Annotated in this window: 22 protein-coding genes; 14 read left to right on the forward strand and 8 right to left on the reverse strand. The window is 59.9% G+C overall.

What is annotated here, in order from left to right; all coding sequences use genetic code 11:
• The first annotated feature begins 35 nt into the window (after nucleotides 1-35).
• Together eno and Q0677_RS06400 are read left to right on the forward strand one after the other, a co-directional pair.
• Nucleotides 36-1310, forward strand: coding sequence for a phosphopyruvate hydratase (eno, locus tag Q0677_RS06395; RefSeq protein ID WP_298907285.1), 1275 nt, complete (start codon nucleotides 36-38; stop codon nucleotides 1308-1310).
• Nucleotides 1311-1480: 170 nt separating this feature from the next.
• Nucleotides 1481-1633 (forward strand): hypothetical protein, encoded by a 153-nt coding sequence (locus Q0677_RS06400; RefSeq protein WP_166636203.1) that lies wholly within the window; start codon nucleotides 1481-1483, stop codon nucleotides 1631-1633.
• An 81-nt stretch (nucleotides 1634-1714) separates the two neighbouring features.
• On the opposite strand, the gene Q0677_RS06405 is transcribed toward Q0677_RS06400, so the two are convergent.
• Entirely contained in the window at nucleotides 1715-2041 is a 327-nt protein-coding gene (locus Q0677_RS06405) for a GYD domain-containing protein (protein WP_298907291.1), read from the reverse strand.
• Between the two features lie 123 nt (nucleotides 2042-2164).
• Here Q0677_RS06405 and Q0677_RS06410 point away from each other — a divergent pair, with 123 nt between their 5' ends.
• On the forward strand, nucleotides 2165-2590 hold the full coding sequence (locus Q0677_RS06410; protein ID WP_298907294.1) for a cupin domain-containing protein: 426 nt from the start codon (nucleotides 2165-2167) through the stop codon (nucleotides 2588-2590).
• Here the strand turns inward: Q0677_RS06410 and Q0677_RS06415 are convergent, their stop codons facing one another.
• Entirely contained in the window at nucleotides 2591-3970 is a 1380-nt protein-coding gene (locus Q0677_RS06415; protein ID WP_298907297.1) for a polysaccharide deacteylase family 2 protein, read from the reverse strand.
• A gap of 130 nt (nucleotides 3971-4100) precedes the next feature.
• On the opposite strand from Q0677_RS06415, the gene Q0677_RS06420 reads away from it, so the two are divergent.
• The 6 genes from Q0677_RS06420 (at nucleotide 4101) to lexA (ending at nucleotide 9139) form a co-directional block, all read left to right on the forward strand.
• On the forward strand, nucleotides 4101-4682 hold the full coding sequence (locus Q0677_RS06420; RefSeq protein WP_163035433.1) for an aminodeoxychorismate/anthranilate synthase component II: 582 nt from the start codon (nucleotides 4101-4103) through the stop codon (nucleotides 4680-4682).
• Nucleotides 4679-5695, forward strand: a complete 1017-nt coding sequence (trpD, locus tag Q0677_RS06425) for an anthranilate phosphoribosyltransferase (RefSeq protein ID WP_298907302.1) — start codon at nucleotides 4679-4681, stop codon at nucleotides 5693-5695. Before Q0677_RS06420 ends, trpD begins: the two co-directional genes overlap by 4 nt.
• 150 nt (nucleotides 5696-5845) lie before the next feature.
• Nucleotides 5846-6646 carry an indole-3-glycerol phosphate synthase TrpC gene (gene trpC, locus Q0677_RS06430; RefSeq protein WP_298907305.1) on the forward strand — a complete coding sequence of 267 codons (801 nt, stop codon included), beginning with the start codon at nucleotides 5846-5848 and terminating at the stop codon, nucleotides 6644-6646.
• Nucleotides 6643-7125, forward strand: coding sequence for a cyclic pyranopterin monophosphate synthase MoaC (gene moaC, locus Q0677_RS06435; protein ID WP_298907308.1), 483 nt, complete (start codon nucleotides 6643-6645; stop codon nucleotides 7123-7125). Before trpC ends, moaC begins: the two co-directional genes overlap by 4 nt.
• Nucleotides 7125-8297 (forward strand): gephyrin-like molybdotransferase Glp, encoded by a 1173-nt coding sequence (gene glp, locus Q0677_RS06440; RefSeq protein ID WP_298907309.1) that lies wholly within the window; start codon nucleotides 7125-7127, stop codon nucleotides 8295-8297. The genes moaC and glp overlap by 1 nt, the downstream gene beginning before the upstream one ends.
• Nucleotides 8298-8440: 143 nt before the next feature.
• Nucleotides 8441-9139, forward strand: a complete 699-nt coding sequence (gene lexA / locus Q0677_RS06445) for a transcriptional repressor LexA (RefSeq protein ID WP_298907312.1) — start codon at nucleotides 8441-8443, stop codon at nucleotides 9137-9139.
• 74 nt (nucleotides 9140-9213) lie between these two features.
• On the opposite strand, the gene phaR is transcribed toward lexA, so the two are convergent.
• From phaR to phaC, 3 genes are all read right to left on the reverse strand, one after another.
• Nucleotides 9214-9774 carry a polyhydroxyalkanoate synthesis repressor PhaR gene (gene phaR, locus Q0677_RS06450; protein ID WP_298907314.1) on the reverse strand — a complete coding sequence of 187 codons (561 nt, stop codon included), beginning with the start codon at nucleotides 9772-9774 and terminating at the stop codon, nucleotides 9214-9216.
• 175 nt (nucleotides 9775-9949) lie between these two features.
• Complete coding sequence (locus Q0677_RS06455; protein ID WP_133486283.1) at nucleotides 9950-10393, reverse strand: phasin family protein; 444 nt, start codon at nucleotides 10391-10393, stop codon at nucleotides 9950-9952.
• A gap of 151 nt (nucleotides 10394-10544) precedes the next feature.
• A complete protein-coding gene (gene phaC, locus Q0677_RS06460; RefSeq protein ID WP_298907319.1) occupies nucleotides 10545-12350 on the reverse strand; it encodes a class I poly(R)-hydroxyalkanoic acid synthase in 1806 nt (601 codons plus the stop codon).
• A 111-nt stretch (nucleotides 12351-12461) separates the two neighbouring features.
• Between phaC and phaZ the strand changes: the two genes are divergently transcribed.
• The gene (gene phaZ / locus Q0677_RS06465) at nucleotides 12462-13778 is read left to right on the forward strand and encodes a polyhydroxyalkanoate depolymerase (RefSeq protein WP_298907322.1); all 1317 of its coding nucleotides are present in this window, start codon (nucleotides 12462-12464) and stop codon (nucleotides 13776-13778) included.
• Nucleotides 13779-13853: 75 nt separating this feature from the next.
• Here the strand turns inward: phaZ and Q0677_RS06470 are convergent, their stop codons facing one another.
• The 3 genes from Q0677_RS06470 to Q0677_RS06480 all read right to left on the reverse strand — a co-directional run bounded on the left by Q0677_RS06470 (nucleotide 13854) and on the right by Q0677_RS06480 (nucleotide 16365).
• Nucleotides 13854-14579, reverse strand: coding sequence for an alpha/beta fold hydrolase (locus Q0677_RS06470; RefSeq protein ID WP_298907325.1), 726 nt, complete (start codon nucleotides 14577-14579; stop codon nucleotides 13854-13856).
• Between the two features lie 65 nt (nucleotides 14580-14644).
• A complete protein-coding gene (locus Q0677_RS06475) occupies nucleotides 14645-15589 on the reverse strand; it encodes an alpha/beta fold hydrolase (protein WP_298907328.1) in 945 nt (314 codons plus the stop codon).
• Between the two features lie 20 nt (nucleotides 15590-15609).
• The gene (locus Q0677_RS06480; RefSeq protein WP_298907330.1) at nucleotides 15610-16365 is read right to left on the reverse strand and encodes an alpha/beta hydrolase; all 756 of its coding nucleotides are present in this window, start codon (nucleotides 16363-16365) and stop codon (nucleotides 15610-15612) included.
• A gap of 172 nt (nucleotides 16366-16537) precedes the next feature.
• Here Q0677_RS06480 and thrS point away from each other — a divergent pair, with 172 nt between their 5' ends.
• The 4 genes from thrS (at nucleotide 16538) to Q0677_RS06500 (ending at nucleotide 20947) form a co-directional block, all read left to right on the forward strand.
• Nucleotides 16538-18484, forward strand: a complete 1947-nt coding sequence (gene thrS / locus Q0677_RS06485) for a threonine--tRNA ligase (RefSeq protein ID WP_298907332.1) — start codon at nucleotides 16538-16540, stop codon at nucleotides 18482-18484.
• 414 nt (nucleotides 18485-18898) lie between these two features.
• Nucleotides 18899-19192 (forward strand): DUF2282 domain-containing protein, encoded by a 294-nt coding sequence (locus Q0677_RS06490; RefSeq protein WP_133486267.1) that lies wholly within the window; start codon nucleotides 18899-18901, stop codon nucleotides 19190-19192.
• 94 nt (nucleotides 19193-19286) lie between these two features.
• Nucleotides 19287-20165 carry a DUF692 domain-containing protein gene (locus Q0677_RS06495; RefSeq protein WP_298907335.1) on the forward strand — a complete coding sequence of 293 codons (879 nt, stop codon included), beginning with the start codon at nucleotides 19287-19289 and terminating at the stop codon, nucleotides 20163-20165.
• Nucleotides 20162-20947, forward strand: a complete 786-nt coding sequence (locus Q0677_RS06500) for a DNA-binding domain-containing protein (RefSeq protein ID WP_298907336.1) — start codon at nucleotides 20162-20164, stop codon at nucleotides 20945-20947. The genes Q0677_RS06495 and Q0677_RS06500 overlap by 4 nt, the downstream gene beginning before the upstream one ends.
• The last annotated feature ends 5 nt before the right edge of the window (nucleotides 20948-20952 follow it).

Genomic DNA, 20952 nt, shown 5'->3' on the forward strand with positions numbered 1-20952 from the left:
TCAACTGAAGTTTTCTTCTTATTGGGAGCGCTAACATGAGCACCATCATCGATATTCTCGCCCGCGAGATTCTGGACAGCCGGGGCAACCCCACCGTCGAGGTGGACGTGATCTTGGAAGACGGCACGCTGGGCCGCGCCGCTGTGCCCTCGGGCGCGTCGACCGGTGCCCACGAGGCCGTGGAAAAGCGTGACGGCGACAAGGCGCGCTACATGGGTAAGGGCGTTCTGGCCGCTGTTGAAGCTGTGAACGGCGAGATCGCGGAAATGCTGATCGGTTTCGATGCGACCGAGCAGGAAGCCATCGACGCCGCCATGATCGAGCTGGACGGCACCCCGAACAAGGGCCGTCTGGGCGCCAACGCCATTCTGGGCGTGTCGCTGGCCGTTGCCAAAGCCGCTGCCGACGCTTCGGCCTTGCCGCTGTATCGCTATGTGGGTGGCGCCTCGGCCCGCGTTCTGCCGGTTCCCATGATGAACATCATCAATGGCGGCGAGCACGCCGACAACCCGATCGACATTCAGGAATTCATGATCATGCCGGTCGCTGCGGAAAACATCCGCGAAGCTGTCCGCATGGGCGCTGAAGTGTTCCACACCCTGAAGAAAGAGCTGTCGGCCGCAGGTCTGTCCACCGGCATCGGTGACGAAGGCGGCTTTGCCCCGAACATCGCCTCGACCCGCGACGCTCTGGACTTCATCATGAGCTCGATCGAGAAAGCTGGCTACACCCCCGGCGAAGACATCTATCTGGCCCTCGATTGCGCCGCGACCGAATACTACAAGGACGGCAAATACGTTCTGTCGGGCGAAGGCAAATCGCTGAGCTCGGAAGAAAACGCCGCCTATCTGGCCGCCCTGTGCGACGACTATCCGATCATCTCGATCGAAGACGGCATGTCGGAAGATGACTGGGACGGCTGGGTCGCCCTGACCAACGCCATCGGCGACAAGGTGCAGCTGGTGGGTGACGATCTGTTCGTGACCAACCCGGCCCGTCTGGCCGAAGGTATCGAAAAGGGCGCTGCCAACTCGATGCTGGTCAAGGTGAACCAGATCGGTTCGCTGTCGGAAACGCTGAAAGCCGTCGACATGGCCCACCGCGCACGCATGACCAACGTGATGTCGCACCGCTCGGGCGAGACCGAGGACGCCACCATTGCCGACCTCGCTGTCGCCACCAACTGCGGCCAGATCAAAACCGGCTCGCTGGCCCGTTCGGACCGGTTGGCGAAATACAACCAGCTGATCCGCATTGAAGAAAGCCTGGGCACGACTGCGGAATATGCGGGGCGTTCGATCCTGAAGTGATCAGTCCCCAGAACGACTGGAAAGCCCTGCTGGAAACGGCGGGGCTTTTTGCTTTTGGGGCCAAGCACCCCGAGCAAATTTGGGCTTCTGGGCAGGTTGATCCACGTCATGGCCCCGGGAACGGCATTACGAGCAGAATGAAGTTGTCCAACAAAGAAGGAGATACCTAAATGCTTAGATTGTTTTTTGCCCTCCTTGCGTCCTCCACTCTATTGGTCGCTTGTGCCGACACCGAGACCTATCCGTTGTCAGGCGAGGAATGCACGGCGAATGATCCGGTTCTGGATCTGGATGCTGCAGACTGCACCGTGCCGGGCGTATAAACACGCACGCATCTTTGCCGAGTTAAGGCTCCATTTTAAGGGCGGGGGCACCTTGCCTCCCCGCTCAGTATTTCATTTGCATCATACGGTTTGATAGCTGGCACGCCCCCTGGCGGCGGCCTTCATCGCATTCATCGCCTCTGCGCTGGTCATCAGCTTGGTCGTGGACCCGCCAGACATCATGCCCGACGCCCCGACCACCAAGGCGCAAGCGGCCATGGTTTCGTCATCCGGCGCTTCGATCAGCGCCACGACATCATCGTCTCCGAAACAGAAAAACAGGTGATGCAACTTGGCCCCCATGCTGTCGATCATCGCCCCAGCCGCGGCTTCGCGGTCCTGCGGCTTGTCGACAAGCGCACGCAAACTGTCCGTGCTGTAGCGGCCCCGAAATAGATAAAAAGACATATCAACCTCCTGATTGGAAATGGATGATAGGTCCCTGCCCTGCCTCGGCCACTCGTGAATGGGCCGGATTTTACCACAAATTGCAGATGGCGCGTATCCGTCGAAAGGCTATAGTCCTGCCCCATGACCCCAGACCAGATCATTCAGCACCTCGACCTCGCCCCGCATCCCGAAGGTGGGCATTATCGCCAGACATGGGTGGATACGGATGCCGACGGGCGCCCCAGCGGCACCTGTATCTATTTCCTGCTGAAAGCGGGTGAGCAAAGCCATTGGCACCGGGTCGATGCAGGCGAGATCTGGCTGTATCACGCAGGCGCGCCCTTGGTGCTGTCGATGTCTAAGACCGACGAAGGCCCCGCCACTGACCACATGCTTGGCCCCGACCTTGCAGCGGGACAGGCCCCGCAAATCATCGTGCCAAAGGATCACTGGCAAGCAGCGCGCACGACCGGAGCCTATACGCTGGTCAGCTGCACCGTTTCACCGGGATTTCAATTCGAGGGCTTCACACTGGCCGCCCCCGGCTTTGACATTCCGCGCGCCTGATCAGGAACCGCCCAGCAGCACCGTGGATACCGGCACCATCGCGACCGAGCCGACACGGTTGCCCACGCTCCACTCGACCAGAGCCGCCAGCGTTTCCGGCACCGCGCGGCCCATCAGGATCACGCCGTCTTGCTGATCCGCCTTGAAGGCTGCGTTGTCCAGAAAGCGGCGGATAACCTTGTTGTCCTGCCCGTTTCCATCCAAATCACGGAACACCACCCCAGCCGGAACGCCGGTTTTCAACGCGTTCTTATGGCCGGTATTCAACCCTTCGGGCTGAGTGATCAGGCCGTGACCAGATGCCACAAGAATTTCCGACACCTGACGTGACAGGGGCGCGTTGGTCTGAAAGCCGCTGTCGGGCGCCATATAGACGGCAACCCCCATGTCCAGCTTGGGCTGTTGGACCTGCAGGTTCACCTCGGCGTCCGTTGGGGTCGCGTTGGGCGGCAGATCCGCCTGCATCACAAGCTCGGCCCCAGCCGCGCGATAGAACGCGATGGCATCGTCCAGATCGGGCGCCGTGACATCCAGAATGACGCTAACCGGGAAAGGCAGCTTGTCGAAGCCTTCCAGCTTGGTGCGCTCTGGCCCCATATCCTTCAGCACAACCGCCATCAAAGGACGTCCCCCAAGGTCCAACGCAGGAACCGCGTTGCGCTCGATCGCCATAGGCGACGAAGACAGATCGAGCAGCGCCGTTTCAAGCGGCTGCGCCAGATCGATCACGGGTCCCTCTTCTGCGGCGTCGTCCGTGCCAATGCTGGGCAGACGATTGGTGGTCACGCCGGGCGCCTGATCTGTCAGAGGGGCCACCGCAGTGCCAAAGCCGCTGCGCTGATCTGTGGTCACCTCGGGGTCTTGGGGAGCAGGTGCGATGGCTTCGGCCACTTCAGGGGCGGCGGCCTCGGGTTGGGGTTCTACGATTTCGGCGTCAGAGGTCTCGGCTTCAGGTGCTGCGGGTTCAGGCTGTTCTTCGACTTCTGGTGCGTCGTCTTCGGGTTCAACGACGGGGGTGTCGGTCTCGACCGCGTTGCCCTCGGGGGGCGTATCTTCTTCAACCGCGTCTTCGGCCATATCATCTTCAACCGCTTCTGCGGTTGGCGTTTCTGGGGCCTCCACCGGCGCAGCGGGTGCGGCCTCTTCCTCAACCGCAGGCTCTTCTGCGACCTCAGCAACGGGTGCGGCCTCGGCTTCGGGCGCAGTAACTTCAGCGGGTGCTTCCACAACTTCAGGGGCCTCTGTCGGGGTCGGTGCCTCGATCTGGACAACTGGCGCAGGGGTCGTCTTGATGGGTGGCAACATCGGTGACACGAACGCCAAACCGACTGCCGAGACAACTCCGCCCACAATTACGCCTGAAAGGAAGCCTTTTGCCATGGCTTTTACCCCCTGAATACTCGATTGATCCCGCGCCGCTCTTGACCCTCGGCGCTTGCCTAGACCATGTATAGCCCGACAAGGGCGTTACGTAACCCCTTCTGATACAACTTTGGCGAAAGGCCGCGAGATGATCCTGCTGATCGATAACTATGACAGCTTTACCTACAACCTCGTCCATTACTTTGGCGAGCTTGGGGCCGATGTGGTTGTGCGGCGCAATGATGCGCTGGATGTGCAAGAGGCGATGGGCATGGGCGCGGATGGGATCGTGCTGTCCCCCGGCCCCTGTGATCCGGCACAGGCGGGCATCTGTCTGCCCCTGACGCTGGCTGCCGCCGAAGCAAAGGTACCGCTCTTTGGTGTCTGCCTTGGCCACCAGACGATTGGCGAGGCGTTCGGCGGCGATGTCGTCCGCGCGCCTGAAATCGTACACGGCAAGATGGGCACCGTCCTGCACGAAGGCAAAGGTGTGTTCGAAGGACTGCCCTCGCCGCTGCAAGCCACGCGCTATCACTCGCTGGTGGTGGATCGCGCCACCCTGCCCGACTGCCTTGAGATTACGGCCGAGCTGGACAACGGTCTGATCATGGGCCTGCGCCACAAAGAGCTTGAGATCGAGGGCGTGCAGTTCCACCCCGAAAGCATCCGGTCCGAGCACGGCCACGCGATGCTGGAAAACTTCCTGAAGAAAACAAAGGTGGCGGCATGAGCGACGCGATGAAACCTCTGATTTTTGCGGCCACCGAAGGCCCGCTGTCGCGCGGACAGGCCGAAGATGCATTTGAAGAGCTGTTTGAAGGCCGCGCCACGCCTGCCCAGATGGGTGCATTGCTGGCCGCCATGCGCACGCGCGGGGAAAGCGTTGCGGAATACTCCGCCGCTGCCGCCGTCATGCGCGCCAAGTGCAACGCGGTGAACGCGCCTGAGGGTGCGATGGACATCGTCGGCACTGGCGGCGACGCGTTGGGCACCCTGAACATCTCGACCGCGACGGCCTTCGTTGTGGCGGGTGCTGGCGTGACTGTTGCCAAGCATGGCAACCGCAACCTGTCGTCGAAATCGGGTGCTGCGGACGCGCTGACCGAGATGGGCGTGAACGTGATGGTCGGCGCAGACGTTGCCGAACGCGCGATCAACGAGGTCGGGATCGGCTTCATGATGGCCCCGATGCACCACCCGGCGATCAAACACGTCATGCCAGTCCGTCAGGAAATGGGCTGCAAAACGATCTTCAACATCCTTGGTCCGCTGACCAACCCCGCAGGCGTGAAACGCCAGCTGACCGGCGCGTTTGCCGCTGACCTGATCCACCCGATGGCCGAGACGCTGTTGGCGCTTGGGTCCGAGAAAGCATGGCTGGTGCATGGGTCCGAGGGGATGGACGAGATCTCGATCACCGGGACGACAGCCGTGGCCGCAGTCGAGGATGGCGCAGTGCACACCCGCGAAATCCACCCCGAGGACGCGGGCCTGCCGGTGCACCCGCTGGCCTCGATCCTTGGCGGCGAGCCCGCCGAGAACGCCGTCGCCTTCCGCGCACTGCTGGATGGTGCGCCCTCCGCCTATCGCGATGCGGTGCTGTTCAACGCCGCCGCCGCACTGATTGTGGCCGACAAGGTGGGCGATCTGAAATCCGGCGTCGAGATGGCCGCCGAAAGCATCGACAGCGGTGCGGCGAAAGCCAAGATCGAGGCGCTGGCCGCCCTAACCTCGGCAGCATAAACCTTTCGCCCGGCGGCACGCCGGGCAACGCCCGTCCGCCCCCACCGGGCGGGCGTTATACGCCCACCCGACGGACGGTCGATGCCCTTCGCGCAAATCCTGCACGCATTCCGCCTTCCATCCGCCCCCTGCCCGCGCTAGAACCAGCGCATGAGCACTGTTCTGGATAAAATCAAAGCCTACAAACTCGAACATGTGGCCGCGTGCAAAGCCGCCCGCCCCCTGTCCGAGGTCGAGGCCGCCGCCCGCGCCGCAAGCCCCACCCGTGGCTTCGCAGCATCCCTGATGAAAGACGCCGAGACCGGCTATGGCCTGATCGCCGAGGTCAAGAAGGCCAGCCCGTCCAAGGGCCTGATCCGCCCGGATTTCGATCCGCCCGCGATCGCCAAAGCCTACGAGACCGGCGGCGCTTCGTGCCTGTCCGTTTTGACTGACGCCCCATCCTTCCAAGGCGCCGATGAGTTCCTTGTCGCCGCGCGTTCTGCCGTGTCGCTGCCCGCGCTGCGCAAGGACTTCATGTATGACACCTATCAGGTCGCCGAGGCGCGCGCTTTGGGGGCCGACTGCATCCTGATCATCATGGCTTCGGTCGAAGACAGCCAAGCGCAAGAGCTTGAAGACGCAGCTTTTTCCTGGGGCATGGACGTTCTGGTCGAAGTGCATGACGAAGAAGAACTGGAACGCGCGACGATCCTGAAGTCGCCGCTTCTGGGCGTGAACAACCGCAACCTGAAGACCTTCGAGACCTCGCTCGACACCACCCGTCGCCTGTCGAAACTGGCCGGGTCTGAGCGTCATCTGGTCTGCGAAAGTGGCCTTTTCACCCCGCAGGATCTGGCCGACATGGCCGCGCACGGCGCCCGCAGCTTCCTGATCGGCGAAAGCCTGATGCGTCAAGACGATGTCGAGGCCGCCACCCGCGCCATCCTCGCCAATCCGGTGCCCGCATGAGCGATAGCCCCCTGACCCATTTCGACGCCGAGGGACAGGCCCATATGGTCGATGTCTCGGACAAGGCTGTAACCGATCGCGTTGCGCTAGCAGAAGGCTTCGTGCGCATGACGCCCGAAACATTGTCGCTCGTCACCTCGGGCACGGCCAAGAAAGGTGACGTGCTGAGCATTGCGCGTTTGGCCGGGATCATGGGGGCCAAGAAGACGTCCGACCTGATCCCGCTCTGCCATCCGCTGCCGATCACCAAGGTCGCGCTGGAGCTTGAACCCCAGCCTGACTTGCCCGGCGTGCGTATCACCGCCACGGTGAAAACCGGCGGCCAGACCGGCGTGGAAATGGAGGCCCTGACCGCCGTGTCGACTGCCTGCCTGACGGTCTATGACATGCTGAAAGCGGCCGAGAAGGGCATGGAAATCACGGGCATTCGCCTTCTGCGCAAGGAAGGCGGGAAATCAGGACTATACGAGGCAGACTGATGATCACGGTGAACGAGGCGTTGGACGCAATCTTTGAGCTGGTCACGCCTTGTGGAACCGAAGAGGTGCCGCTGGCCGAGGCCGCAGGCCGCGCCCTTGCCGCCCCTGTCACTGCCACCCGCCTGCAACCGCCCTTCGCTGCCTCGGCGATGGATGGATACGCTCTGAACGGCGTGGAAGCCGACCCCGAAGCGATGTTCCGCGTGATTGGCGAAAGTGCTGCCGGGCATGGATTCGATGGCCGCGTCGGCCCCGGAGAATGCGTGCGCATCTTTACCGGCGCCCCCCTGCCCGAAGGCACAAATCGCGTCATCATTCAGGAAGATGTGACCCGCAAAGGCAATCTGGTCACGCTGGCCCGTAAGCTGGACAAAGGCCCGCATGTGCGTCCGGCGGGTGCCGATTTCAAACCCGGTGACACGATCCCTGCGCCCCGAGTTCTGACGCCTGCCGATCTGGCGCTGGCTGCGGCGATGAACGTGCCCACCCTGACCGTGTCCCGCAAACCTGTAGTGGCCCTTCTGGCCACAGGGGACGAACTGGTCATGCCCGGCGAGGAGCCGGGTCCAGATCAGATTATCGCCTCGAACAGTTTCGGCCTGAAAGCCCTGATCGAAGCGAACGGAGGCCACGCTCGCATGCTCCCCATCGCGCGCGACAATGCTGACAGCTTGCGCACCGCGTTGGATCTGGCGGCGGATGCGGACCTGATCGTCACGATCGGCGGCGCCTCGGTCGGAGATCACGACATCGTTGGAGATGTGGCCGCTGAGATGGGCATGGATCAGAGCTTCTACAAAGTCCTGATGCGCCCGGGGAAACCTCTGATGGCCGGACGGATGGGCGATGCGGTGATGATTGGCCTGCCCGGAAATCCTGTGTCCTCAATGGTTTGCGGCCATGTGTTCCTTGTTCCAGCCCTGCGCGCCATGCAGGGGCTGGGTGAAGCGGCCGCGCCCCGTCACCACGCCGCTCTTGCTGCCAATATCGGCCCGAACGGCCCCCGCGAACACTATATGCGTGCCCGTGTTGAGAATGGCGAAATCACTGTCTTCGACAGCCAAGACAGCGCCCTTCTGAGCGTGCTGGCCCAAGCCAACGCATTGCTGGTGCGCTCGGTTTCAGCGCCCGCGCTGGAAGCCGGTGCGCAGGTTGAGTATCTGCCGATCTGACCCTTGTGGCCGCACATCGGCCCGCAGTTGACACAAAAAGAGAACATGGATAGAACAGAACTTGAACGCCCCGCGACGAGGGCCTTGGGCTGAAGGTCGAAAATGTCTCCTTTCGCCCCGCAAACGAGGATGGAGGAACGCAGATGCTGACCCGCAAGCAGTTGGAACTTCTGGAATTTATCCACAAGCGTATGCAAAAGGATGGGGTATCCCCCTCTTTTGACGAGATGAAAGAGGCGCTGGACCTGCGCTCCAAATCCGGCATTCACCGCCTGATCACAGCGCTTGAGGAACGCGGCTTCATCCGCCGCCTCGCCCATCGCGCCCGCGCGATCGAGATCGTAAAACTGCCCGAGACCATGGAAACTGGCGGCCGTGCCGGGTTCGAACCGCGGGTGGTTGAAGGTGGACGCCCTGAAAGCACGCCAAATACCGCGATGCCCTTGGACGCGCTCGGCGTGAACGAGCTTCCGCTTCTGGGCCGGATTGCTGCAGGCGAGCCGATCGAAGCCATCACCGATGGGGCACAACATGTGTCTGTACCCGGCGCGATGCTGGGTTCTGGCGGACGCCACTATGCGCTTGAAGTGAAAGGCGACTCGATGATTGACGCCGGGATCAACAACGGAGATGTCGTTGTGATCCGCGAAACCAATCAAGCTGACAATGGCGACATCGTGGTTGCACAGGTTGATGGCTACGAGGCAACGCTGAAACGCTACCGCAAGAACGGCGATATGATCGCGCTTGAGGCGGCAAACCCTGCCTATGAAACCCGCCTTTTGCCTGAAGGTCAGGTGAAAGTGCAGGGTAAGCTGGTCGGGCTGATCCGGACCTACTAAGCCGTTAAGTACTACGCGAAACGAAGAAAGCCCGGTCTGTGCCGGGCTTTTCCATTTAGTCAGTGACGTTTGTCTTAGCTGAGTTTAGACAGCTTCGACTGAAGCTCGACCAATTGCTTCTTTATCTTATCCAGCTCGTCGGCATCACCTGACTTCGCTTCCGTTTCGCTATCCTGCGTTGGTCCCGAAGATCCGGAGAAGCCGCTCATCATCGCTTTCATGAAGGCTTCCTGCTGGGCTTGCATGGCCTCGAACCCCGGCATGTTCGCCATGGGATTGCCGATGCCGCCAAAATTTTCCATCATCTTCGACTGACCATCACGCAGCATCTCGAAGCTGGCCGCAAGAAACTGCGGCACAATGCTTTGGGCCTGCGTGGTATAGGAACGGACCAGATCGGTCAGCACATCCACCGGCAAGACGTTTTCGCCGCGGCTTTCGTGTTCCGCAATAATTTGCAGTAGATACTGACGCGTCAGGTCATCACCGGATTTCAGGTCAATGATCTGCACCTCGCGCCCATCACGGATGAACCCCGCAATGTCGTCCAAGGTGACGTAATCGGACGTTTCCGTATTATAGAGCCGCCGGCTTGCATATCGCTTGATCAGCAGCGCGTCCTGAGACTTGTTCATGTTACCTCCCCGCAGAAATTTGTCTTTCTGCACTGCAAAATCCTAACAGCGCGGGGCGTAAAGGCAAGACTTTTGCTCAAATTCCGTGCGGAACCCTCAAAAAGAAAAGGACGGGTCAATGACCCGTCCTTCAGGAAGTTGCCGGGGGGAGGAGTGCTCCGGCATATATCCTTACTTATTTCGAGGTTGCCTTTTTGGCAGCTTTCGAAACTTCGTCGGTTGCTTTTTTAACTGCAGCCTGAGCTTCTTCGCCCAGCTCTTTGCCGGCAGCCATCATCAGCTCAACGGTTTCAGCTTGAACTTTTTTAGCAACTTCAGCGAAAGCAGCCATGTTTTCAGCAGCCAGTTCAGCCTGAGCCGAAGCGAAGTCGGTCATGGCTTTGGTGTAGTCGGTTGCTTCGTCTTTGGCAGCAGCAACGTCACCCATTTTGGCCAGGGTTTCTTTGGTCCATTTGGTCGAGATCTCGGCCGATTTGTCAGCAGCCTGCAGGGCTACTTTCGACATTTTCTCGCCCAGGGCGGCCTGGTTTTTGAAAGCGTCTTGAGCAATCGACATGTCCATCGGGAAGTTGGCCATCATGTCTTGGAACATCTTGGTGTAGTCTTGAGTCTTAGTCATTTTAAAGCTCCTAGAGTAGCGGGGGCGCTGGGAGGATGCGCCGGTCTGTTTCTGGGAACAATATGCATGCTGCAGCGCAGCAAATCAAGTTTTTTCTGCACTGCAGCATATAACACTTTTAAGTTGTTGGTTTCCAAGTCTTTAGACGGCTCTAAGTGCCCGGAACCGCCTTTACGTAGGTGCCGGGTGCCGGCGCAATTGGCTTGTGCGACGAATCACCGGGCTCGCGCGCATCGACCTTCTTGCCGGACTTCTTCGACAACCATTTGTCCCAACGGCCCCACCACGATCCCTCGTGGAAGCTGGCGCCTTGCTGCCAGTCTTCGGGCACCTCAAGCCAATCATCGTTGGTGTAGTGCCCGTATTTCTTCTTCGACGGCGGGTTCACGATCCCTGCAATATGGCCGCTTTCAGACAGGATGAACGTCTTGTCCTTACCGGACATCTGCCGCATCCCATTATAAGAAGACTTCCACGCCGCGATGTGATCGGTCTCGCAGGCGATGGCGCAGATCGGAGTTTCGACATCCGACAGCTTCAGGGTTTCACCCAGCAGGTTAAATCCATCCTCGGCGAATTCGTTGCCCACACACAGCCCGCGCAGATACTCGACTGTCATCTTGGCTGGCAGGTTGGTGCTATCGCCATTCCAGTAGAGCAGATCAAAGGCCGGTGGCGTCTTACCCAGCATGTAGCTGTTGATTGCCGGACCATAGATCAGGTCATTTGGGCGCAAGTACGAGAAGGTGCGCGACATGAAGAAGCTATCCAGATAACCGCGTTCGGTCACCTCTTCTTCGATTCCGTCGACGAAATCCTCATCCAGGAACACACCAACCTCGCCCTGATCCGCGAAATCGGTCAGCGTGGTAAAGAATGTGGCCGAGTTCACCGACTTGTCGCCACGCTTCTTCATCAGCGCCAGCGTCAGGGACAACGTGGTGCCCGCAATACAATAGCCAACAACGTTTACCTTCTGCTGACCTGTGATCGCTTTCACCTCGCGGATCGCAGCCATATAGCCGTCTTCCACGTAATCCCCCAACCCTACATCACTATATGTAGCATCCGGGTTGACCCAACTGACAACAAACAGCGTATAGCCCTGATCAACGATCCATTTGATCAGGCTGTTCTGTTCTTTCAGGTCCATGATGTAGAACTTGTTGATCCAGGGCGGGAAGATGATCAGAGGCCGCGCATAGACCTTTTCGGTCGTGGGCGTGTATTGAATCAGCTCGATCATGCGGTTGCGATAGACGACTTCGCCCGGTGTGGTTGCGATGTTGCCACCGACCTCGAAGGCACTTTCGTCGACCAGCTTGACCAAAAGCTCGCCGTCATTGGCTTCCAGATCTGATACGAGGTTCTCCAGCCCATCGACCAGCGACTGACCGTTCGTCTCGATCGCGCGTTCCATCGCGTCGGGGTTGGTGCCCAGAAAGTTGGTCGGGCTCATCATGTCGATCATTTGCTGCGTAAAGAAGTCCAGCCGCTTGCGTTCGTCGTCGTCCAGCCCTTCCACACCGTTCAGAGCTTCGGTCATCGCCCCCGAGGTGATCTGGTACTGACGCTTCAGATAGTTAAAGTAAGGATGCGTTTCCCATAGGGGGTTCGAAAAACGGCGATCCTTGGGGCCGGTGTCTTCGGGGGCTTTGAAATCGCCAGACATCAGGGCGGATTGTGCTTCGACGGCGTGCTCCAGCGTTTTGCCCCAGAAGGCGGCCTGCTGTTCGATCATTTTGGCGGGGTTCGCCATCATGTCAGACCACATCGAATTGGCGGCCTTGATATAGAACTCCTGCCCCGGGCCCTGAAGGCTGGGACGTACGGGTTTTCGGTGTGACATGATCTCGCCCAGACGGGTGGACAGCTCTTCAATCTTAGCAAGATTCGCGCCCAATTCGCTGGTATCCGGCACCAATCCTGCCGAAGTTTCTTTTTGATCAGTTGTCATAAGACGAATTCCCCCCTATCATTTCGCTACTGCAGCATATCAAAAACCGCATGTGTTAAGGACTATGCAAACGCAGCACCGAAAAAGCAAAGGCTAATTAGGGGATTGTGCATGCGCTATATGGCGACCTACGACCTGATGGAGACCATCCGGAATACGAATCAGTGGCTTGGAGCCACGGCCGCAGCGATGGGTTCCTACCCGGCGACAGCATTGTTCCCCAGCCCTGTGTTTCAAATGATGGCCGCCTGGGGCGAAGTTACCGAGCGCAGCTTTCACCGTATGATTGTGAAGCCCGACTGGGGCATCACCAGCGTAGTGGCCGAAGACGGGCGTGATCATGTGGTGCAGATCGAGAAGCTGGTTGAGCGTCCCTTTGGTGACCTGATCCAGTTCAAAGTTCTGGGCCGTCCGGAAAAAGCGCGCCGCGTGATGCTGGTTGCCCCCATGTCGGGCCACTATGCAACGCTGCTGCACTCGACCGTTGCCAGCCTTCTGCCCGACGCCGAAGTATATGTCACCGACTGGCACAATGCCCGCGACATCCCCGTCAGCGAAGGCAAGTTCGACGTCGAAGACTACACCCTCTATCTTGTCGACTTCATGCGCGCCCTTGGCCCGGACATCAACGTCGTGGCTGTGTGCCAACCGGCCCCGCTGACGCTGGCCGCCACCGCCTATCTGGCCGAGATTGACCCTGAAGCACAGCCGCAGACCCTGACCCTGATCGGTGGCCCGATCAATCCGGACGCTGCCGCCACCGACGTGACCGACTTTGGTCGTCGCGTGACCATGGGTCAGTTGGAAGAACTGGCGATCCAGCGCGTTGGCTTTAAATATGACGGCGCGGGCCGCATGGTCTATCCGGGCCTGCTGCAACTTGCCGGCTTCATGTCGATGAACTCCGAGACCCACTCGAAAGCCTTTGCCGACCAGATCATGCGCGTCGCCAAGGGCGAAGCCTCGGACCACGACAAACACAACCGTTTCTATGATGAATATCTGGCTGTTATGGACATGACCGCCGAGTTCTATCTGTCAACCGTCGAACGTCTGTTTAAAAACTGTGAAATCGCGAAGAACGAATTCGTGGTCGACGGCCATAAGATCGACATCGGCAAGATCACCGATGTTGCCGTGAAAACCGTTGAAGGTACCAAAGACGACATCACCGCCCCGGGCCAGTGTATCGCTGCTCTGGACCTACTGACCGGCCTGTCGGACGACAAAAAGGCCAGCCACCTGGAGGAAGGTGCCGGTCACTATGGCATTTTCGCGGGCAAAAGCTGGCGCAACAACATTCGCCCGCTGGTTCTGGACTTCATTGACCAGAATGCCGGACGCCACGCCGCGCAGGCAGCGAAGAAGAAGGCTGCAAAGAAGGGCAAGCCGGTTGCTTTGAAGGCTGTGAAGAAAGCCGCCGGCTAAGCCAACCGCGACAAACACTGAAAAACGCGCCTGCCCACCGGCATGGCGCGTTTTTTCATGCCTTGGGGTCAGGCATCACGCAATGGCGCGGACCCTCAGCTGCAATGGCAGTTCCATCCATGCGCGCAAACCGATATTCACATGCTCGGGCGTTTCGAGTGTCGGCAGGTGCCCTGCATCAGGCAGGATGACCAGCTCGGCGTCTTGAATCAGTTCGGCCATGGTCTCGTGGCGCTTGGGTGGGGTCAGCGTGTCATGCGCCCCACACATTACCATCGTCGGCACCTTCAACCGCTGCAGCGCGCGCTGCGCGTCTGGACGGCGTTGAAGCGCGCGGGACTGGCGCACGAAGACCTCGGGCCCGATATCGCGGGCCATTTGAAACACCAAATCCATGATTTCGTCCCGCTTGGGGCCGGGTGCCAGAACATTGGGCGAGAATGCCTCGGACATCGCTTGATCCAGCCGACCAATGTTGGCGTGCACGATCTGCGGCTCGCGCCACGCGGCCTGCGCGGGCGTGTCTGCCAAGGGCGAGGTCGAGATCAGCGCCAGCCGGTTCACCCGGTCGGGCGCGCGACGCGCCATCTCCATCGCGACGATCCCGCCAAGGCTTAGCCCCGCCAACGCAAAACGCGAAGGCAGTTGATCCAGCAAACGCGACGCCATCTCGCGGACGGTGTCGCCTTGCGTGGGTGCGGCCACAATCACTGTGTGGTCGCGTGATAAGTCGTTGATTTGCGGTCCGAAAACGCGTGCGTCGCACATCATCCCCGGGATCAAAACCAAAGGTTCCCTCATGCCTGCCTCGTATATTTTTTTATATCGTTAGCAGAACTTTGAGGGCTGCCCCGGATGGGCGCAAGTTATAACCCGCGCGCCCAGTCCAGAATTTTCGCGACCGTGGGATCTGTGCCATTCGGGCTGACAATGTCGCCTGCCAACACATGCGCCATCGGATCTTCGACCGCCCCGGGGGACACGACGTGCCGATGCACGATCCCGCCCCAGCCTGCAGCGACCTTTTCGGTCGCGTCGGCGGACACCACTTGATCCTCTTTCGCATAGATGAACAGCGCCGGCACATCGACGATCCCATAGCCCGAGTTCGCCGCGACCTTCACCATCGCCGCCATCGGCATCAGTGCGGTGGTCGGGTAGCTTTCGGTCCAATATTTGGCCTGCGCATCATTCAGCGGCGTGAAGCCACGGGTTGCCCCGTTCACCAATGGCACCCAATGGCGCGCGGCAGGGAAAGTCAGCAGCGCGGCTTTGGAATTCTTGATCCCGAAATTGGGCGAGATGAAGGTGATCCCTTTGACATCTCTTGCGGACGCGTCATCAAACATCCCGAGCGCCGCGACGGTGCCGCCCGTCGAGGTCGCGATGATCAGAACCTCGTCCCCGATGGCGCGTCCGATGGCCATCGCTTCTGCGAAATCGACCATCCAGTCATTGACGGTCGGCCCCGCCATCGCCTCGGCACTGCGACCGTGACCGGCCAGACGGGCGTTATAGAGGTTGGCGCCCAACCCTTCCGCCACCTTCTGCTGGACCGGGCTGATTTCCTGATGGGTGGCCGAGAAACCGTGGATATAGACGACGGACAAAGGTGTTTTTTCCCCTGCCTCGCCTGCCCAGACGATCTGTTTCTCGGCTCCCTCGACCAGATCATCAAACACAGCTTCCCGCTGCGCCAGATAGGCTTCTGGATCGGGACCGATTGCGGTCTCGTCAAATTGAACGTTCAGGTCGACCGGCTCGTACGGGCCGATCACGAACAGGGCCGCAACAACTGCGGAAACGGCCATGGCGGTACGCAACGGGCCCTTCATGCTGCACCTCGGGCCAGAACGACCTTGACCATTTTCTGGATCGTCCGCAGGCATTCGTCATCCGAGAACCGGTGGTCTGCCCCTTTCACAAGGATCAAGCGGATGTCGTCGCCTTCGACATGCTCCAGCAATTTCACGGCTTGCGAGGTCGGCACTGCGTCATCTTCCGTCCCCTGCAGGAAGCGCACCGGCATATCCAACCGAAGCGGCGAGCGCAGGACGAAGTTCTCGCGCCCATCTTCGATCAGGCGTTGGGTGATGATGTACTCCTCGTCATAATCCGAGGGGAGCGTCAGGAAGCCTTCGCGCTCCATCTCGTCTTTCTGTGCGTTGGTGAACCCAGCCCAGTACCCGTCCTCGGTGAAATCCGGGGCGGCGGCGATGGTCACCAGCCCCATGATCCGCTCGGGCCGCGCACGCGACAAGAGAAGCGACTGCCAGCCGCCCATCGAGCTGCCTACCGCCAGAATGGGGCCGTCGATCAGCTTGTCCACGACTTCCAGCGTGTCCTCGTGCCAATCGCCAATGCTGCCCTCGGCAAAGGTGCCCGAGCTGACGCCGTGGCCCGAATAGTCAAACCGCAGGAAGGCGCGGCCTTGCTCTTTCGCCCACGCTTCCAGCGCGACGGCCTTGGTGCCTTCCATGTCCGATTTCAGACCAGACAGGAACAGGATCGTCGGCCCCTGCCCCTCTGTTTTCACATAGGCAATGCGACGCCCTTGCTTGGTGTCTAGGTGCTGGATTTCGGACATATTGGCTCCCTCGTCTTTTGTTGGCGACGACAATATCCGCCCCTTGGCGCAGTGCAATCCCCCTTGTGTCCGGTCGGGCGTTGACAGGGCGCGCTCAAGCCGTCAAAAGACCCGCACACATAACCCGCAACCGGGCGTTCCGTGGGCGCCAAAACGACGAGGAGCTAGGCCGATGAGCCAGATTTCCCTTACATTTCCCGATGGCAATGCACGCGCGTTCGACGCAGGTGTAACCCCTGCCGAAGTCGCTGCCAGCATTTCCAACTCGCTGGCCAAGAAGGCCATTTCCGCCACCGTGAACGGGGCCCATTGGGACCTGCAATGGCCGATCACCGACAATGCCGACATCGCCATTCACACGATGAAAGATCCCGATCAGGCGCTGGAACTGATCCGCCACGACTTTGCCCACGTGATGGCGCGTGCCGTGCAAGAGATCTGGCCGGACGTCAAAGTCACCATCGGCCCGGTCATCGACAATGGCTGGTATTATGACTTCGACCGCGAAGAGCCGTTCACGCCCGAAGATCTGGGCGCGATTGAAGCTAAGATGAAAGAGATCATCAACAAGCGCGATCCCGTCACGACCGAGATCTGGGAACGTGACCGCGCGGTGAAGTTCTATCAGGCCAACAACGAGCCCTATAAGGTCGAGCTGATCGAAGCCATTCCAGGCGACGAGCCGCTTCGCATGTACTGGCACGGGCACTGGCAGGATCTCTGCCGTGGTCCGCACCTGCAGCACACGGGCCAGCTGCCCGCCGATGCGTTCAAACTGATGAGCGTGGCCGGGGCGTACTGGCGTGGTGACAGCGACCGCGCCATGCTTCAGCGTATCTATGGTGTGGCCTTCCAGAACAAAGAGGGCCTGAAGAAACACCTGCACATGCTGGAAGAGGCCGCCAAGCGCGACCACCGCAAGCTGGGCAAGGAAATGAACCTGTTCCACATGCAGGAAGAGGCTCCCGGTCAGGTGTTCTGGCACCCCAACGGCTGGACCATCTATACCGAGCTGCAAGACTACATGCGCCGCCAGCAGCGCAAGGGCGGCTATGTCGAGGTCAACACGCCTCAGGTCGTGGACCGCAAATTGTGGATCGCCTCGGGTCACTGGGACAAGTATCAGGAAAACATGTTCATCGTTGAGGTGGACGAAGATCACGCCCGCGAAAAGGCCGTGAACGCCCTGAAACCAATGAACTGCCCCTGCCACGTGCAGGTGTTCAATCAGGGTCTGAAATCCTATCGCGACCTGCCCCTGCGCATGGCCGAGTTCGGGTCCTGTGCGCGTTACGAACCGTCGGGTGCGCTGCACGGCATCATGCGGGTACGTGGGTTTACGCAGGACGATGGACACATCTTCTGTACCGAAGATCAGATCACCGAAGAAACCGCGCGTTTCATCGAGTTCCTGTCAAAGGTCTATGCCGATCTGGGCTTCCACAACTGGACCATCAAGCTGTCCACCCGTCCGGAAAAGCGGATCGGGGAAGATGAAAGCTGGGACCGCGTGGAAAAGGCCCTTGGGGATGCGTGTAATGCAGCGGGCTATGAATACGAGATCCTCGAAGGCGAAGGCGCGTTCTATGGTCCGAAGCTCGAGTTCACCCTGACTGACGCGATTGGCCGTGACTGGCAGTGCGGTACGCTGCAGGTGGACCCATTCCTGCCGGAACGTCTTGAGGCCAACTATATCGGTGAAGACGGCGCCAAGCACCGCCCGGTCATGCTGCACCGCGCGACGCTAGGCTCGTTCGAACGCTTCATCGGCATCCTGATTGAAGAACACGCGGGCAAGCTGCCCTTCTGGCTGGCCCCGCGTCAGGTGGTTGTGGCCTCGATCGTGTCGGATGCGGATGACTATGTGCATCAGGTTGTCGAAACCCTGAAAGCCCAAGGTGTCCGCGCCGAGGCCGACATTCGCAACGAGAAGATCAACTATAAGGTCCGCGAGCACTCGGTCGGCAAAGTGCCAGTCATTCTGGCCGTCGGCATGAAAGAAGTCGAAGACGGCACCGTGTCGATGCGTCGTCTGGGCGAAAAGCACTCGAAAGTGCTGCCGCTGGACGAGGTTGCCGCGGATCTGGCCAAGGAAGCCACCGCGCCTGACTTGGCCTGATCGCCCAAAACCTGAACAAAAGCGCCCTTTGACCCGGTCAGAGGGCGCTTTTTTATGCCCAAGGGCTGTTACACGGGCTCACAAAACACGTGAACCCGCCCCTACCGCAGCGCAGAAAGTTGTAACATTACAGAATTTGGCAGGATCATTTCTGAAAGATGTGAACATCCCGGCGGGTGATTTCGTTACAGATCATTACTGCGCAAATTGGCCAACCCGGCAGAAACGCAAGTTTTCTTGGGCTTTCGCAAATCCGTCGTCCGCCCCGCCGTTCACGCACGCGTTATATGTCGCTCGCGCTGACCTGACAGGCCCGTGATCCACGTTTTCGTGAGTGGAGACCGCCCGTTCCCACGACTAGCTTTTCCTTACCGCTTTGAGGCGGAACGAATTACAAACCCGAAAGGAAATACGATGTCGAAGAAAACTGTAGCCATCCTGGGCGCCGTCACCGCTGCTGTAGCTGCCAACGCTGCTCCGGCTTTTGCTGAAGACAATGAAAAATGCTTCGGCGTGTCGCTGGCCGGCCAGAATGACTGTGCAGCTGGTCCCGGCACCACCTGCGCCGGTTCGTCGACCGTCGACTATCAGGGCAACGCCTGGAAACTGGTTCCGGCTGGCACCTGCGAAACCATGGAAATCACCGGCGCTGACGGCAAAGTTCACAAAGGTTCGCTGACCGCAACCGAAATGAACCTGCCCAGCTAACCCGCACGGATTTCTGACTAGTCCCCAAAAGACCGCTCTGGCCAAGCTTGCTTGGCCAGAGCGCCCCAACAAAAAGAACTCGAAGGGCTTTGACATGCTGAACCAACGCAACAACACGACGCTTCCCGACGGCGCTGGCGTTGGGTACAAGCCGCAGCATTTCCAAGATCTTCTAAGCGCGCCCGGTGCCGTTACTTGGCTGGAAATCCACGCCGAGAACTACATGGGCGATGGTGGCCGCCAGATCGCGCAGCTGCGTCATCTGGCCGAGCATTTCCCGATTTCCGTGCACGGGGTTGGTGCCTCGATCGGCGGCGAAGGGCGATTGGATCCCGAGCATCTGGCGCGTCTGAAGAAGCTGGTGGATTGGCTGAACCCGGCCAGCTTCTCGGAACATCTGGCATGGTCGACCCATGACAGCGCGTTCCTGAACGACCTGCTGCCCCTGCCCTATACGAAAGACACGCTGACCCGCGTCACCGCGCATATCAACGAGGTGCAGGAGCTTCTGGGCCGCAAGATGTTGCTCGAAAACCCGTCCTCGTACTTGGCCTTTGCAGAAAGCACCTGGTCCGAGCCCGACTTCATCCGTGAAGTCGCCCGTCGCACCGGCTGTGGCCTGCTTTTGGACGTGAACAACGTCTTCATCTCGGCCACCAATTTGGAGTTCGAGGCACTGGATTATCTGGACGCCTATCCGCTGGAGCTGGTCGAAGAAATCCACCTTGCCGGCCACGACGAAGACGCGGACGAACTTGGCCGCAAGCTTCTGATCGACAGCCACGGCAAACCAGTGGACGAGCCCGTCTGGGCGCTGTTTGACCACGTTATCGCTCGCACCGGTGCGCGCCCTGCCCTGATCGAATGGGACAATGACGTGCCCGAGTGGGACGTGCTGGAAAACGAAGCCGCCCGCGCCACCGCGCAGATGGAGGCGGTTGTCGTAGGACAAAGCCTGATGGTGTCCGCATGACCCAAGACACACTGACCCAAACGCCCGCCCGCGCCACCGTATCTCAGGCCGAATTCCGCGCCGCGATCCTGAATGCACAAGCCGATGTGCCCGAGGGGCTGGTGAATCCGGACGGAGAACAGGCCTCGAAACGTTTCTCGGTCTATCGCAACAACGTGGTACACAGCCTGTCCGAGGCGATGCTGACCGGCTTCCCGGTGCTGACCAAGCTGTTGGGCGAGGAGTTCTTTCGCGAGATGGCGAAGGTCTATCTGCGCATCCATCCGCCTGCTTCGCAACTGATGATGCATTACGGCGCGGCCCTGCCCGGCTTTCTGGAAAGCTTCCCCGGCACATTGCACCTGAAATACCTGCCCGATGTGGCACGGCTGGAGCTGGCCTTGCGCCGTGCCTACCACGCGGGTGATGCCGATCCGATTGATCCAGCCGCGCTGACTACGCTCGGCCAGCACGAGTTAATGGAGGCCCATCTGACGCTGGCCCCCGCCTGTGAGGTGCTGCAAGCCAAATGGCCCGCTAAATCCATCTGGGATTTCAACATGGCTGACGGACCGCAGCCCAGTGCAGGCGGCGAAGACATCCTGATCTCGCGCATCGGGTACGAGCCGAAGACGTTTTTGCTGCCAGAAGGCGCGGCCGAGTTCATTTCGTCGCTGTTGAAGGGGCGCAGTTTTGGCACGGCTCTGGGATTGGCAACGTCCAACACCCCGGATTTCGACCTGACCGCCACGCTGACCGTTCTGATCGCGGCGCAAGCAATAACCGGCATAGACCGGGACTAAGAAGA

Source organism: uncultured Aliiroseovarius sp. (assembly GCF_947492455.1).
Classification (GTDB): domain Bacteria; phylum Pseudomonadota; class Alphaproteobacteria; order Rhodobacterales; family Rhodobacteraceae; genus Aliiroseovarius.

Excerpts from the sequence above, each read along its gene's own strand:
- eno (WP_298907285.1), top strand. The coding sequence starts at position 36 with ATGAGCACCATCATCGATATTCTCGCCCGCGAGATTCTGGACAGCCGG.
- Q0677_RS06400 (WP_166636203.1), top strand. The coding sequence starts at position 1,481 with ATGCTTAGATTGTTTTTTGCCCTCCTTGCGTCCTCCACTCTATTGGTC.
- Q0677_RS06405 (WP_298907291.1), bottom strand. The coding sequence starts at position 2,041 with ATGTCTTTTTATCTATTTCGGGGCCGCTACAGCACGGACAGTTTGCGT.
- Q0677_RS06410 (WP_298907294.1), top strand. The coding sequence starts at position 2,165 with ATGACCCCAGACCAGATCATTCAGCACCTCGACCTCGCCCCGCATCCC.
- Q0677_RS06415 (WP_298907297.1), bottom strand. The coding sequence starts at position 3,970 with ATGGCAAAAGGCTTCCTTTCAGGCGTAATTGTGGGCGGAGTTGTCTCG.
- Q0677_RS06420 (WP_163035433.1), top strand. The coding sequence starts at position 4,101 with ATGATCCTGCTGATCGATAACTATGACAGCTTTACCTACAACCTCGTC.
- trpD (WP_298907302.1), top strand. The coding sequence starts at position 4,679 with ATGAGCGACGCGATGAAACCTCTGATTTTTGCGGCCACCGAAGGCCCG.
- trpC (WP_298907305.1), top strand. The coding sequence starts at position 5,846 with ATGAGCACTGTTCTGGATAAAATCAAAGCCTACAAACTCGAACATGTG.
- moaC (WP_298907308.1), top strand. The coding sequence starts at position 6,643 with ATGAGCGATAGCCCCCTGACCCATTTCGACGCCGAGGGACAGGCCCAT.
- glp (WP_298907309.1), top strand. The coding sequence starts at position 7,125 with ATGATCACGGTGAACGAGGCGTTGGACGCAATCTTTGAGCTGGTCACG.
- lexA (WP_298907312.1), top strand. The coding sequence starts at position 8,441 with ATGCTGACCCGCAAGCAGTTGGAACTTCTGGAATTTATCCACAAGCGT.
- phaR (WP_298907314.1), bottom strand. The coding sequence starts at position 9,774 with ATGAACAAGTCTCAGGACGCGCTGCTGATCAAGCGATATGCAAGCCGG.
- Q0677_RS06455 (WP_133486283.1), bottom strand. The coding sequence starts at position 10,393 with ATGACTAAGACTCAAGACTACACCAAGATGTTCCAAGACATGATGGCC.
- phaC (WP_298907319.1), bottom strand. The coding sequence starts at position 12,350 with ATGACAACTGATCAAAAAGAAACTTCGGCAGGATTGGTGCCGGATACC.
- phaZ (WP_298907322.1), top strand. The coding sequence starts at position 12,462 with ATGCGCTATATGGCGACCTACGACCTGATGGAGACCATCCGGAATACG.
- Q0677_RS06470 (WP_298907325.1), bottom strand. The coding sequence starts at position 14,579 with ATGAGGGAACCTTTGGTTTTGATCCCGGGGATGATGTGCGACGCACGC.
- Q0677_RS06475 (WP_298907328.1), bottom strand. The coding sequence starts at position 15,589 with ATGGCCGTTTCCGCAGTTGTTGCGGCCCTGTTCGTGATCGGCCCGTAC.
- Q0677_RS06480 (WP_298907330.1), bottom strand. The coding sequence starts at position 16,365 with ATGTCCGAAATCCAGCACCTAGACACCAAGCAAGGGCGTCGCATTGCC.
- thrS (WP_298907332.1), top strand. The coding sequence starts at position 16,538 with ATGAGCCAGATTTCCCTTACATTTCCCGATGGCAATGCACGCGCGTTC.
- Q0677_RS06490 (WP_133486267.1), top strand. The coding sequence starts at position 18,899 with ATGTCGAAGAAAACTGTAGCCATCCTGGGCGCCGTCACCGCTGCTGTA.
- Q0677_RS06495 (WP_298907335.1), top strand. The coding sequence starts at position 19,287 with ATGCTGAACCAACGCAACAACACGACGCTTCCCGACGGCGCTGGCGTT.
- Q0677_RS06500 (WP_298907336.1), top strand. The coding sequence starts at position 20,162 with ATGACCCAAGACACACTGACCCAAACGCCCGCCCGCGCCACCGTATCT.